Genomic DNA, 12,229 nt, shown 5'->3' with positions numbered 1-12,229 from the left:
TTCATAGTGTTCAGTGTAGCTATCAAAATACTGTCATGCAAGTCAATACTATAACGATAGTGGTTTACACGCACTTGCAAACGTTAGCTACTATAATAGTATTTACTTCCATGAAGGTACGGAAACGACATTTCACACGAGGAACGATGAAGGGCTTGCCGGGTTTTCGTCTCGATGGACGTACTGCCGTGGTCACCGGAGGAAGACCGGACTTGGGTGCACCACGGCGCATATGTTTGCCAGTGCTGGAGCCTCGGCCGTGATCCTCGATTCCAATGGCGCGGCAGCCAGCGACGCAGCAGACGCGATAGGAAGCAGCGCTCGCGCCATCACGATGAATGTCGCGGCCCCCACTGCCGTTGAGGAAATGTTCGACGGGATAGGCAACCGATACGGCCGAATCGATGTGCTTTTCAACAACGCTGGAAGTAATCGTCGTGGGGCTTCAATGGAATTAAGCCTCGAAGACTGGAATGCGGTGATCGCCGTCAACATGACAGGAATGCTGCTTTGCACGCGGGCTGCAGCGGAGCACATGACCATGGGCGGAAGCATCGTCAGTACAGCGTTCGTGCCGGGAATGACGGCGGTTGGCATCCCAACGTTGCCTATCAGGCCAGCAAGGGAGCCATCGTGAATATGACGCGATCGTGGGCCGTGGAGTGGGCCAGTCGTCACATCCGTGTTAATGCCACGGCTTTGAGCATGGTGCCGACTGCATTCACGAGCGTCTTGACTGAGCAGCCGGAACTTCTGCTGGGAGATTTAGCTCCTCTCGCACCCAATCTGTATGTAACTCCCTTTCCGACTGCAATTACAGGAACGCAAAATGAAGACTGAAAATCACAACACAGCGAAGACTCAATTTATAGAAAGCGATGGGATCCGCTATGCCTATCGGCGCTTCGGAAGCGACACAGGTACGCCCCTGCTCTTCCTGCAACATTTTCGGGGTGGCTTGGACAACTGGGACCCGTTGGTAACAGACGGCCTTGCACAAGGAAGACCAGTGATCCTCTTTAATAATGCCGGTGTCGCAAGTACGAGCGGAGAGACGCCCGACACGATTGACGCTATGGCAGATCACGTTGCCGTGTTTATCAAGGCTCTAGAACTGCCAAAGGTGGACGTCCTCGGATTTTCCCTTGGTGGTTATGTCGCGCAGAGCATTGCCCTAAGGCACGCCGAGCTTATCAGACGCCTGGTATTGGTAGGGACAGCGCCCCGGAACGGTGAACCTCCTTCCGATCCTCGCATCAGGGAGGTCGCGGCAAATGCCATACCCAGCCTGGAGGACTTCCTTTATCTGTTTTTCGCTCCGACCGCATCCAGCCAGGAAGCCGGCAAAGCCTTCTGGGAGCGTCGCCACCAGCGAAAAGATGCGGACAATCCTTCGTCGGTTCAGACCATGCTGGCGCAAACGGCAGCGATCATGGAGTGGCGCCAGCCACGCGGAGAACGGTATGCAGAATTGAAGAGGATTATGCATCCGACGCTGGTTGTGAACGGTCACAACGACATTATGGCGCCGACGGTCAACTCGTTTACGCTTCAACAGTACATTCCTAACGCCCAGCTCATTCTCTATCCGAACTCCGGTCACGGATCTCCGTTTCAGCACCCGGATCTATTCGTTCGGCATACCAATCTTTTTCTTGCCGCTGATTAATCAGATGTCAGACTCTGTGAAATTTTTCGTCTAGAGTGCGCCACACGTTTGCTATCACGGCTCTGACCTATCCAGGTCGGAGTCCGTCGAAAAATCAACGGATATTCCGCTTGTGCGCTCGTCCCTCACTATCGCGACGAGCGCCGGACTTGCAGATTGACTGCATCGTGCGGCCATTCATGATGACGACGCCGGGTTGCCCCTGCCGTCCATATGTTATTTGATGACTATCGACGGTCCGGCTTTCGCTCGGTCCGACCGCCTTCAAATGGAGAGAGAAATGGATTGTTCTGTGTCGATGAGCAACGCGCAAATAAAGCTACCTGAACTGCAACAAGTGAGCGCGCAATGCCGGTGACTTGTTCCGCTCTCCACGGCGCTTAACATCATCCCCCAGATTTATCGGAACCGCATTGCATCATTGCGCCTCTTTGCGGGAGCGTCCTTATGTACTCGCTCGTGAGCAGGCCACTGAGCCAAACTCCTCTCTAACTCGTCCCAACACTGCGTCCGATAAAAATTGGCCGATTGATATTTTTGATGCACCACCTTCGTAAACATCATGATAGGAACCGACATGACCGCTGCTGAAACTTTAGCGAAGAAGATTCTCTTCAACTATAGGAACCCGCTAAAAGACTGTACCGTAGATTTGCACCAACATCTGACGTCCGTTCTGGATCTTTGCGATGCTTCTGTGGATGATATCGGCGGGGCTCTCACATTTTCTGGAGCGGACCCAATTGTAAATAGTCGTCTTCCATTCGGCACAATGTCTGCAATCAGCTTGGCGGCGAAAGCCGTTCTTGTCGCTAAAATCTGGAGGGAGCGAACCGGGGAAGGTCAAGATGTGCACGTTGATGTCCCGAAAGCACTACGTCGGTTTACTCCCTTTTGGGATAAAAAATGGGAACTGGTGAATGGCTTTCCAGGAAAATCCGATCCGTATAATCCATTCTTCGCGATGCCTGTTATGCATAAGACGAAGGATAATAAGTGGATCATGCCACTAAACATTTATCCTTCGATCAGGCAGCGGGCAATGTCTCTTTTGGGTGTCGGCGGCGATCCGGCCTCGATTGCTGACGCGATCAAGGAATGGGTTGGCGAAGATCTCGAGAACGCAGCCAGTGACGCAGGTGTTGTCATGGCTCTCGGTCGCCCCATTGAAGAGGTCGTTGAGTTAGACGCATTTTTGCATTCCGTCGGCTTGATGCCTCTCATAGAAATCGAAAAGGTGGCAGATGGTGACCCTGTTCCCTTCAAACCCAACGCGCAAACGCCATTGGATGGCGTCCGGGCACTGGGCACGTCTCACGTGATCGCAGGACCTTCAATTGGCAGGAGTCTCGCCTTGCATGGTGCAGATGTCTTGAACATCTTTCGTCCGTCAAATGTAGAACTGGACATATTTCACTATACTTCACACGTCGGAGTGAGAACTGCCAAACTCGAATTGCAAGACGACCATCACCGCAACAGGTTTTATGAACTTGTTTCGCAGGCGGATATTTATTTCAACAATCATCGGCCTGGTTGGCGTGATAGATTTGGCATTTCGAATTCCGATCTAAGGGCTCACAATCCAAACTTGATTGACGTCGATATCTTCTATGCGGGAGAGACAGGGTCCTGGTCGAACCGACCTGGCTTCGACGTTTCTGCCGGTTTAGCGTGGGGACTGAACAATATAGAAGGTACTGACGACAAACCGGAGCACCCTCCCCACGTGGTGATATCTGATTATCCAGCCGGGTGGCTAGCTGCTGCGGGTGCCATGGCTGCCTTGTACCGACGCTCTAAAGAAGGTGGCAGTTATCGCGTCAAAGTTTCATTGGGGCGGGTTGCGTTGTGGTTGCCGGAAATGGGCGTGTATGACCGCGATTTTGCGAAATCAATGGCGGGCTCAAAGGAAGGGCATATTTACCCGGATCCGGAGCAATTTACCGTTAGTACTCCATTGGGGAAGTACACTGGGGTAACGGAGATGGTTGAGATGTCTAAAACACCCGGCAATTACAAATTTCCGCTAACTCCCATAGGGTATTGGGAGCCAAGCTGGCTGTAACTTGACAGACGCCCTGCCCGCCTCCTCCCAGCAAATAGTGTGAATCAGCCCGACCTGTGATTCGGCAATCATTTTTGATGAACCCAGTTGGCCGAATGTTCACTGAACTCAGCCGCCCGCCGTCGAAAGTCGGCAGCGCGAACGGTCGTTTTGGCGAACGGGGAGCAGGAGTATCGCAGCAGGTGGGAACACGTGCTGGGTTGACACAGCCACTGCTGCGACGCCAAACGATCGCCAGCCTGATTCTTGGGTGATCGTCGTGTCGTGAAATGGGCCAGACAGTGTCCCCTTACAGTCCGGCCGATCGTGTCTTAATCATCCATTTCAAACTGAAACGGCCGTCGCGTCTTCTGCTGCATGACCGTTGCCCGTGAAGCAACGCGCTGACCAAGGCAGATATCACGCACTCGCAGTTTGGTCAGATCGCATGCTCTCAACTTGCTGTCGATGGCCAGATTGTGGCCTGCATGATCAGCACCTTTGTGTTTGCGAGGATCTGCCCTGCAAGGCTGGCGTCACCTACCGCACGCGACATACTCACCGCGCCGACGATGGCGGTGAGAATCGCCGTTGCGCGGGCGGTCGCCCCCTCGCCGCTGCCGATGGTCTGCGCAATCTGCTGCACGTTTCGGTTGAACTGTTCGGCAATGACCTGCTGGACCTGCGGGCCTGCGTAGCGTGCTTCTCCGGCGAGCGTGCAAATACCGCAGCCGCTCGTCGGATCGGCCACATGCGCGGGATCAAGCCACACGTCCACGACTTGCTCAAGTGTGGGTTTCTTCTTGCGCGAAAAAAGCGCATCGAGCCTCGTCTGACCTTTATCCATGGCGCGCCTGGCCGCCTCGGCAATCATTGCGTCGCGCGATTCAAAATGTCCGTAGAAGGCCCCTTTAGTGAGGCCCGCGTTCTGCATCAACTCCGCCACAGCAACGCTATCAAGCCCTCGTTCGCTTATCTGACCTGCGGCCGCGTCCAGGATGCGCTCTCGGCTGGCCGCCTTCTCTGCTCGTGAATGTCCCATTGTTTCAATAGTTTCAACAAAGAGTTGCTTGACAATCTGCAGTACGGTCGCAATACTGTTTCTGCAGTACGGTGGACCGGCACATTATAACCCGCCGGACAGGATGAGCCGCGTGAATTGGCGGCAAGGCATATCAGTAAAAGGAGAGCAATTGATGAGCGCATTACTTGAACAAGCAGTCGAGGCCCACGGGGGGATCGAGAACTGGAGGAAGCTCCGCGCCGTTTCCGCCAGACTGGATATCGGCGGTGCCATATGGCAGGTCAAGGGGCAACCCGATATGTTCCGGGACGTCGAACTGGAGGCGGACCTGCGAACGCAACGCCTTGCGATGACGTCGCAGACTGCCGGTTGGAAAGGCCATTTCACGCCGGACCTGGTGCGAATCGAATCGTTGAAAGGAGATTGGATCGAAGAGCGCCACGCGCCAAGGACGTCGTATGAAGGCCATACCGTGCAGACCCAATGGGACCGCCTGCATGCGTTGTACTTTGGCAGCTATGCCCTCTGGAGCTACCTGACCATTCCGTTTCTCTATACATACCCCGGCTTCCGTACGGAAGTGTTGCCCGAATGGGAAGAAAACGGAGAGGTGTGGCAGCGGCTGAAGGTGACGTTCCCAGACTCGATTGCGAGCCATAGCCGGGAGCAGATCTCCTATTTCGGCAAAGATGGTCTGCTGCGCCGCCACGATTTCACAGTGGATGTGATGGGCGGCGCACCCGCTGCCAACTACGCATCGAACTATCAGAACGTTGGCGGCATCATCGTCCCGATGTCGCGTCGCGTCTATGCCCACGACACGGCAGGACAAAAGATCGATGACCCGCTCCTCGTGTCCATCGATTTTCGTTCGGTTGCATGGCGCACGGACTGAGCCTGTGTTCTGAACAGTCTTGTCGCGTTGTGGCGCGTACTACCAAATCACCGATGCCATTGTGTCGGCCGCGGAAATGGCGGTATCGGGCGAGATGTCAGGTCCCATCGCGGCGGAATACGGACTCGAGGAAATCGGTGCTGCGATCGTCCATGCCGAGATGGGCGGAAAAGTTCTGCTGAAGGTGGCTAGTTAGAAAAAAGGGAATCAGCGGAGGCTCCGCTCTGAATGTCAACGACGGGCGGGGCCACGTTTTTGAGCTGAGCATCATTCGGATGTCCGGCCTGGCGCATTGGCGAGCGTCGCTTCCTGGGCCAGTTTGAGCCGCTCCCACTCTCCCAAGGCAAGAAACTTGATTCCGTTCTGGTTAATGGCTTCGAGCCATCTCTGATCCAAGAGAATAAGGTCCGTCACAAGGCATGTTTGCAAGCCATTGATTAGATGACGGAATTTTTGGACGCATCGACGCGTTCAAAGTCTGTCACGAGATGCAAGATTAAGGAAACTCGGAAGTGGCTGCGCAATATAGTCTGTCACCGCTAGAGCAGACAGGCCTGTCCGCGCGAATCGTGGTCAGTGATCGACCGCCTTCACGGACAGGATGCCCGTCTGCCCATAAAACTCCTGCAGGGCAAACGCTTCCCGCTCTTGCTGCTCACGGGCGCCGCGATCCAGCATCGAGAAGATCCAGATGCCCCCAAACGCGAGCGGCACTGAAACCAACGTGGGGTTGTCGAGGAACACTAGCGCGTGTGCCCGATGCAGCACGTCGACCCACACTGATTTCGAAAGCAGTGTCAGCACCACTGCGGAGATCAGCCCGAGACTGCCGCCACGAGACCTACCAGGAACGCCACATTGATGTGCTCGAAGAGAATGCCAAATAAATCGCGGGTACCCTGGGGGCAGGGTCGTCTACTGTGAATCATCGAACGATGCGGACGACGCATAGCGGCGTCATCCGCATCTTCGAGGTCAGCGCAGCGTCCGGAAACTCACGCGAACTTCTTCCGTGAACGCCTGCGGCTGTTCCCACGCCGCAAAGTGTCCGCCTTTCGGAAGCCGGTTATAGTGAATCAGTTTCTGATAAGCGTGCTCCGTCCAGCTCTGCGGCGCCGCGTAGATTTCATCCGGAAACACGCTGACGGCAACGGGAATTGCAACGTGCTTCGGTGCGAAAAAGTTTAGCTTGTTCTCCCAATAGAGCCGTGCCGACGAAACGGCCGTATTCGTCACCCAGTAGAGCGTGACGTTGTCGAGCACGTCATCTCGCGTCAGGCCCTCGCTCTGACCGTCAAAGACGCGGGCAATCATCGCCTGACTCGCGGCGTCGTGATCGAGCATCCATGCAGCGAGGCCGATAGGCGAATCTTCGATCCCATACAGCGTCTGCGGACGGTTCGCCATCTCTTGCGCATAGCCGAGACCGTGCTTGTAGAAGTAGTCGAGCTGATCGAACGCGTGCTTCTCATCCAGCGAGAGGCTGGCCGGCGGCGGGTTTCCGTACTTCAGTGTATTGGCAATGTCGTCCGGTACGGTGGCCGGCATGTTGGTATGAATGCCCAGCAGTTCCGGCGGTGCGATGAGCGCCATCTGTTCCGTGACCGCATTGCCCCAGTCGCCTCCTTGCGCCACGTAGCGCGTGTATCCAAGGCGCTTCATCAACACGATCCACGCGCGAGCGATACGTGCAGGATCCCAGCCCGTCGCAGTCGGCTTGCCTGAGAAGCCGTAGCCCGGCAACGAAGGGATCACTACGTCGAAAGCGTCCGAGGCATTTCCACCATGGACCGTTGGATTGGTCAGCGGATCGATGATCTTCAACTGCTCGATGATCGAGCCAGGCCATCCGTGCGTGACGATGACCGGTAACGCATTCCGATGTTTCGAGCGAACGTGGATGAAATGAATGTCGAGCCCATCGATCTCGGTGACGAATTGCGGCAGCGCATTCAACCTCGCTTCGACCTTACGCCAGTTGTAATCTGTCGACCAATACTGCGCGAGCTTTTGCATCGTCGCAAGCTGAACGCCTTGCGATGCATCCGTGACCGTTTCGCGTTCCGGCCAACGTGTCGACTTGATACGTCTGCTCAAATCGACGAGTTGTGATTCCGGCACATGCACACGAAGTGGACGGATCGTGGTTTTGTCGCCGCCCCCCGCTGGGGCAACTTCAGTAATGGATTGACTCGGTTCCGCAAAGGCGTACCGGCTCAGTGAGGCCGCAGCAAGGGACGCCGTTGCCATACCAATGAAACGACGACGCGACGGCGCACGGGGATCGATAATATCTAACACGTAAACTCCTGCAATAACTTAGCAATCTTAACGATAAATTAAAAAGACACAATTTATTTACTATCTCGTCCGTCTCATGTTCCTTATTTCGTCACAACCACTTTGCTTGCCGCCGCGATGATCGCATCGGCAACAGCCTTCGGATGACTCAGCATTGCGACGTGACTCGAATCGACATGAATCGTCGTTGCGCCGATCTCCCTCGCCATTGCTTCCTCTGCGCGCGGATCGATCATGCGATCCTGGTTGGCGACCACGAACCAGGACGGCTTCGTGTGCCACGCAGCGATACTCACCTTGTCGTCCAGGCAGCCCGCGAACCACGGTCCTTGCGTCGTCGCGAGGACACGTGCTTGCGACGTCGGCAGATCCTGGGCGAAGTCATTGATCACCGCGTTGGTGGACAACGTCAGGAAGTTTGCGGAGTCTTTCCTCAGTTCGCCTGCCCAGGCCGGAGCCGGCTGGTTTTTCATCATGTCGTTGACCGATGCGCCGCTGTCCGGAACGAGCGCGGCTACATACACGAGCGCCTTGACTTTGTCGTCGGCGCCAGCCTGCGTGATCACGAAGCCGCCCCACGAATGCCCTACGAGCACAACGGGGCCAGTTTGCTGTTCTATTGCGCGCCTCGTTGCCGCCGTATCATCCGCGAGCGATCTGAGCGGGTTCTGAACTGAAACCACATGAAGACCACGCGCCTCGAGCAGCGGGATCACCCTATCCCAGCTCGATCCGTCAGCGAAAGCCCCGTGCACAAGGACGACGTTCGTTCCTTTCAGGTCCTGCGGCGGGGCAGCATGGGCCGCGTGCAGCGCGAACACGCTGCCAAGCAGAAGCGCGGACGTGAGATATCTCTTCAACAGAAGATACATGATGGAATCCTTATCAAATGTGTGAAGTGAGCAGTTAGCATCGCAGGCAGCTCGCGCGGAACCGGGTCGGTCAAATGACCGGCACCACCGCTGTCGGTCGAGAAGCCGGCTGGATTTCTATCCTTAAGGCGCGGCACGTGAACGCTTAGTAGCTTGCGACTTCGATCACTGCGTCCGCAAAGGCTTCGGAGGCTTCCTGCGGCAGGTTGTGACCGATTCCACCTGTGATGCTGCGGTGCGCGTATTTGCCGACGAACTTCTTCGCATACACCTCAGGCTCCGGATGGGAAGCGCCGTTCGCATCGCCTTCAAGGGTAATCGTCGGCACAGCGATGACCGGCACGGCCGCAAGACGCGCTTCCAGCGCATCGTATTGCGGCTCCCCGTTTGAGAGACTCAATCGCCAGCGGTAGTTGTCGATCACGATCGCAACGTGGTCCGGATTCTGCAAGGCACTTGCGGATCGTTCAAAGGTCGCATCGTCGAAGTTCCATTTCGGTGACGCAAGTTGCCAGATGAGCTTCGCGAAGTCGTGCCGATTCGCTTCATAGCCCTGCCTGCCCCGCTCCGTCGCGAAGTAGAACTGATACCACCATGCGAGCTCCGCCTTCGGTGGCAAGGGCGTCTTGTTGCCCGCCTGGTTACCGATCAGATAGCCACTCACCGAGACCAATGCCTTGCAGCGCTCCGGCCACAACGCCGCGACGACATTGGCCGAACGCGCGCCCCAGTCGAAACCGCCGATGATGGCCGTCTCAATCTTCAGCGCATCCATCAACGCGATGACGTCGACGGCGAGCACCGACTGCTGGCCATTGCGGACCGTATCGCGGGAAAGAAACCGCGTCGTGCCATAGCCGCGCAGGTACGGGACGATCACCCGGTAGCCCGCCGACGCAAGCCGAGGCGCGACGTTGGCGAAGCTATGGATGTCATAAGGCCAGCCATGGAGCAAGATCACGGCCGGGCCGCTGACCGGCCCGACTTCGGCATAACCGACGTTCAGAACGCCGGCATCGATCTGCTTGATCGTGCCGAACGAACTATTCGACGCCGCGGTATTCGCGCTTGCAGCAGACTGGCTCGACTTCTCGACTTGCGCGTCCACTATCCCGCTCAAGACTGATTCCATCGCGCCAACGCTGACAACTGCCGTCCCCAAAAAGCGCCGACGACGAGTGTTGATCTGATTCGACATCAGTACCTCTTCTCTTCAGGTTGATTCATTTCGCGCTGAATTCGCGGGGCTCGAGTCGACGTGTCGCCCTTTGCGCTGAACGCGGCTGCCGATCGTCGTTTCCATGGCCATGAGCGGCGGACCCAATCACGCGACGCGGCCAGAGGACTAGTGGCCGTTGAGCAATGCAACACAGAGGGCCACCCCGAAAGCGTACGTTCCCAGGGCCCCGATAGCTCGGGCTGGATTGGGCTTCGACATGGACGGCCAGGCAACTAGCGCGACCACCAGGAGCAAGCGGCAGGCAGTTGCGCCTACCATGCACCAGAGTTGCCAGTGCTGCGGATGCTGAGAGCCGAGGTACAAAAAGAGCACTGCGAAGAATGGAGCGTACTCGGCGGTGTTACCGTGAGCGCGAACCAGTTTGGTTAGCAACTGATCAGGCTCAGGTGCGTAGCCACTCAGCACGCCAACGCGAGAGCGCAGGATAGAAATGGAGAGTCCGAGAGCGAACAGGAGGAGGCCAAGGGCAGCGGTACAGGTCAGTGCCGTGCTATTCATTCGATACCCCTTGCCTGGCACCCGGTAACCACGGCGGTGCCCTTGGACTGCTTCTGGATCATGTGAAATCTCCTTGGAAAATAGACGCTCTTTCGACATGCCTATGGTGAGGCCTTGGACGATGGCCTGAAAGACGTAAATCCAATGTTTTAGGACAACCAATGCTTCCGGACATGTCCCGGAATTGCATCAGCGCTGGAGCGGGACTATGATTGGCTCGAATCGCCGATATCTGCATTTTGGGACATCCTATGAAGACCGTTGCCTTGTTGCTCTTTCCGGGGTTCGAGATCCTCGACCTCGCCGTCATTGCCGTGTTCGAGTTGGCGAACAAGGAGCTCGGGTACGAGTCCTATCGGCAAGTCCGGCTGTCCGAAGCCGGGGGGCCGGTTCCAAGCTACTCGGGCGCCACGGTGGACTCGAGCAAGTTCCGGAACGCGGCGTTCGATACGCTGCTGGTCCTCGGCTCCATCCCCGTCCCGACTTCCACACCGAGGATGAGGTCATTCCTGAAGCGCGCCGAACAGGCTTGCAGGCGAGTGGGCAGCATCTGCACCGGCGCGTTCATCCTTGCGGAAGCAGGGGTCCTCGACGGCCGCCGTGCAACGACCCACTGGTCCGCGGCTCAGGACCTTCAGCGGCGACACCCGGACGTGAAGGTTCTGCCGGACCGAATCTTCACGAACGACGGCGGCGTGTGGACATCGGCTGGCATGACCGCCTGCATCGACCTGGCTCTGGCCATGGTCGAAGAAGACCATGGAGAGGAGGTGGCGAAGGCCGTGGCGAAGAAGCTGGTGGTCTACCACCGGCGTACCAGCGGCCAGTCCCAGTTCTCGGCGCTGCTGGAGCTTCAGCCCAGATCGGACCGCATACAGAAGGTGCTTTCCTTCGCCAGAGCTAACCTTCACCTGGCTCTTTCCGTGGAAGTCATCGCTGACGCCGCGCACGTGAGCCCAAGACAACTGAGCCGAATCTTCAAGACTGAGACCGGACAGTCTCCTGCGCAGGCAGTGGAGAAGCTGCGCGTCGATGTCGCGCGCAGCCTCGTCGACGCTGGGGAGCTCTCACTTACTGTGATCGCCAGGGAGACCGGTTTCGGCGACACCGAAAGGATGCGCAGAGCATTCGTCAGGACGTTGGGCCAACCTCCCCAGACCATCCGCCGGGTTGCTAGGCAGCAAGCTGCCTAGCCAGGCGGGCTCCTCGAACCGTGGGTTTTTCCCGTTGGGGGCGCCGTGTCGTCCAGGTAGTCGGTGCGCAGTTTTCAGGTGCCGTATTTCCTTAGAGGAATGGCGAGATGTTCGCTATTGCACGCGTCACGTAGGTCTCCTTCTCTCCCACTGGAGCGACATGCTGAATTGCGTTGCGTGCAGCCTCGACACCCTCCAGACGCGCGATGAACCAGGCCGCCAGATACTGCGACGACAGGCACCCGCCTGCCGTCGCGACGTTTCGCCTCGCCACGAACGGCTGGTTGAGCACCGCCACGCCGGCTTCTTCGACCCACGGTTTGGTGGTCACGTCCGTACACGCCGGAACGCCGTCCAGCAGGCCCAGCTTCGCAAGTATCAGCGTGCCCGAGCACTGCGCGCCCAGCAACTGGCGCGTCGGGTCAAGCCTTAGCTGCGACATCAACGCGGCATCGGCGACAACGTCCCGGGTGTGTATCCCACTGCCGAC

Annotated in this window: 11 protein-coding genes and 3 pseudogenes; 5 read left to right on the top strand and 9 right to left on the bottom strand. The window is 57.2% G+C overall.

Annotated elements, in window-relative coordinates:
* Nucleotides 1–100 precede the first annotated feature (100 nt).
* From P3T21_RS35310 to P3T21_RS35300, 3 genes and pseudogenes are all read left to right on the top strand, one after another.
* Nucleotides 101–840, top strand: a pseudogene (locus P3T21_RS35310) (SDR family NAD(P)-dependent oxidoreductase).
* A complete protein-coding gene (locus P3T21_RS35305; protein ID WP_429260517.1) occupies nucleotides 830–1,669 on the top strand; it encodes an alpha/beta fold hydrolase in 840 nt (279 codons plus the stop codon). The pseudogene P3T21_RS35310 and the gene P3T21_RS35305 overlap by 11 nt, the downstream one beginning before the upstream one ends.
* 577 nt (nucleotides 1,670–2,246) lie before the next feature.
* Nucleotides 2,247–3,737: a CoA transferase gene (locus P3T21_RS35300; RefSeq protein ID WP_429260516.1), complete on the top strand. Its 1,491-nt coding sequence runs from the start codon at nucleotides 2,247–2,249 to the stop codon at nucleotides 3,735–3,737.
* A 314-nt stretch (nucleotides 3,738–4,051) separates the two neighbouring features.
* On the opposite strand, the pseudogene P3T21_RS35295 reads toward P3T21_RS35300, so the two are convergent.
* Nucleotides 4,052–4,195 (bottom strand): annotated as a pseudogene (locus P3T21_RS35295) (integrase); the annotation flags it as partial.
* Nucleotides 4,171–4,758: a TetR/AcrR family transcriptional regulator gene (locus tag P3T21_RS35290; RefSeq protein ID WP_429260515.1), complete on the bottom strand. Its 588-nt coding sequence runs from the start codon at nucleotides 4,756–4,758 to the stop codon at nucleotides 4,171–4,173. The pseudogene P3T21_RS35295 and the gene P3T21_RS35290, both read right to left, overlap by 25 nt.
* A gap of 103 nt (nucleotides 4,759–4,861) precedes the next feature.
* Between P3T21_RS35290 and P3T21_RS35285 the strand changes: the two genes are divergently transcribed.
* The gene (locus P3T21_RS35285) at nucleotides 4,862–5,635 is read left to right on the top strand and encodes a hypothetical protein (protein ID WP_429260514.1); all 774 of its coding nucleotides are present in this window, start codon (nucleotides 4,862–4,864) and stop codon (nucleotides 5,633–5,635) included.
* A 267-nt stretch (nucleotides 5,636–5,902) separates the two neighbouring features.
* Here P3T21_RS35285 and P3T21_RS35280 read toward each other — a convergent pair whose 3' ends face one another.
* The 6 genes and pseudogenes from P3T21_RS35280 to P3T21_RS35255 all read right to left on the bottom strand — a co-directional run bounded on the left by P3T21_RS35280 (nucleotide 5,903) and on the right by P3T21_RS35255 (nucleotide 10,546).
* The gene (locus P3T21_RS35280) at nucleotides 5,903–6,031 is read right to left on the bottom strand and encodes a hypothetical protein (protein WP_429260513.1); all 129 of its coding nucleotides are present in this window, start codon (nucleotides 6,029–6,031) and stop codon (nucleotides 5,903–5,905) included.
* A 177-nt stretch (nucleotides 6,032–6,208) separates the two neighbouring features.
* Nucleotides 6,209–6,513 (bottom strand): annotated as a pseudogene (actP, locus tag P3T21_RS35275) (cation acetate symporter); the annotation flags it as partial.
* A 97-nt stretch (nucleotides 6,514–6,610) separates the two neighbouring features.
* The gene (locus tag P3T21_RS35270; RefSeq protein ID WP_429260536.1) at nucleotides 6,611–7,885 is read right to left on the bottom strand and encodes an epoxide hydrolase family protein; all 1,275 of its coding nucleotides are present in this window, start codon (nucleotides 7,883–7,885) and stop codon (nucleotides 6,611–6,613) included.
* Nucleotides 7,886–8,019: 134 nt separating this feature from the next.
* The gene (locus tag P3T21_RS35265; RefSeq protein ID WP_429260512.1) at nucleotides 8,020–8,808 is read right to left on the bottom strand and encodes an alpha/beta fold hydrolase; all 789 of its coding nucleotides are present in this window, start codon (nucleotides 8,806–8,808) and stop codon (nucleotides 8,020–8,022) included.
* A gap of 145 nt (nucleotides 8,809–8,953) precedes the next feature.
* Complete coding sequence (locus P3T21_RS35260) at nucleotides 8,954–10,006, bottom strand: alpha/beta fold hydrolase (RefSeq protein WP_429260511.1); 1,053 nt, start codon at nucleotides 10,004–10,006, stop codon at nucleotides 8,954–8,956.
* 147 nt (nucleotides 10,007–10,153) lie between these two features.
* A complete protein-coding gene (locus P3T21_RS35255) occupies nucleotides 10,154–10,546 on the bottom strand; it encodes an MAPEG family protein (protein WP_429260510.1) in 393 nt (130 codons plus the stop codon).
* Between the two features lie 251 nt (nucleotides 10,547–10,797).
* On the opposite strand from P3T21_RS35255, the gene P3T21_RS35250 reads away from it, so the two are divergent.
* Nucleotides 10,798–11,739, top strand: coding sequence for a GlxA family transcriptional regulator (locus P3T21_RS35250; RefSeq protein WP_429260509.1), 942 nt, complete (start codon nucleotides 10,798–10,800; stop codon nucleotides 11,737–11,739).
* Between the two features lie 91 nt (nucleotides 11,740–11,830).
* Here P3T21_RS35250 and P3T21_RS35245 read toward each other — a convergent pair.
* On the bottom strand, nucleotides 11,831–12,229 hold a 399-nt coding region (locus P3T21_RS35245), incomplete at its 5' end, for an AraC family transcriptional regulator (RefSeq protein WP_429260508.1).

It is taken from the genome of Paraburkholderia sp. GAS334 (assembly GCF_050436625.1).
Lineage (GTDB): Bacteria > Pseudomonadota > Gammaproteobacteria > Burkholderiales > Burkholderiaceae > Paraburkholderia.
Note: the sequence above shows the minus strand (reverse complement) of the source record. Positions and strands in the feature narration are given on the sequence as shown.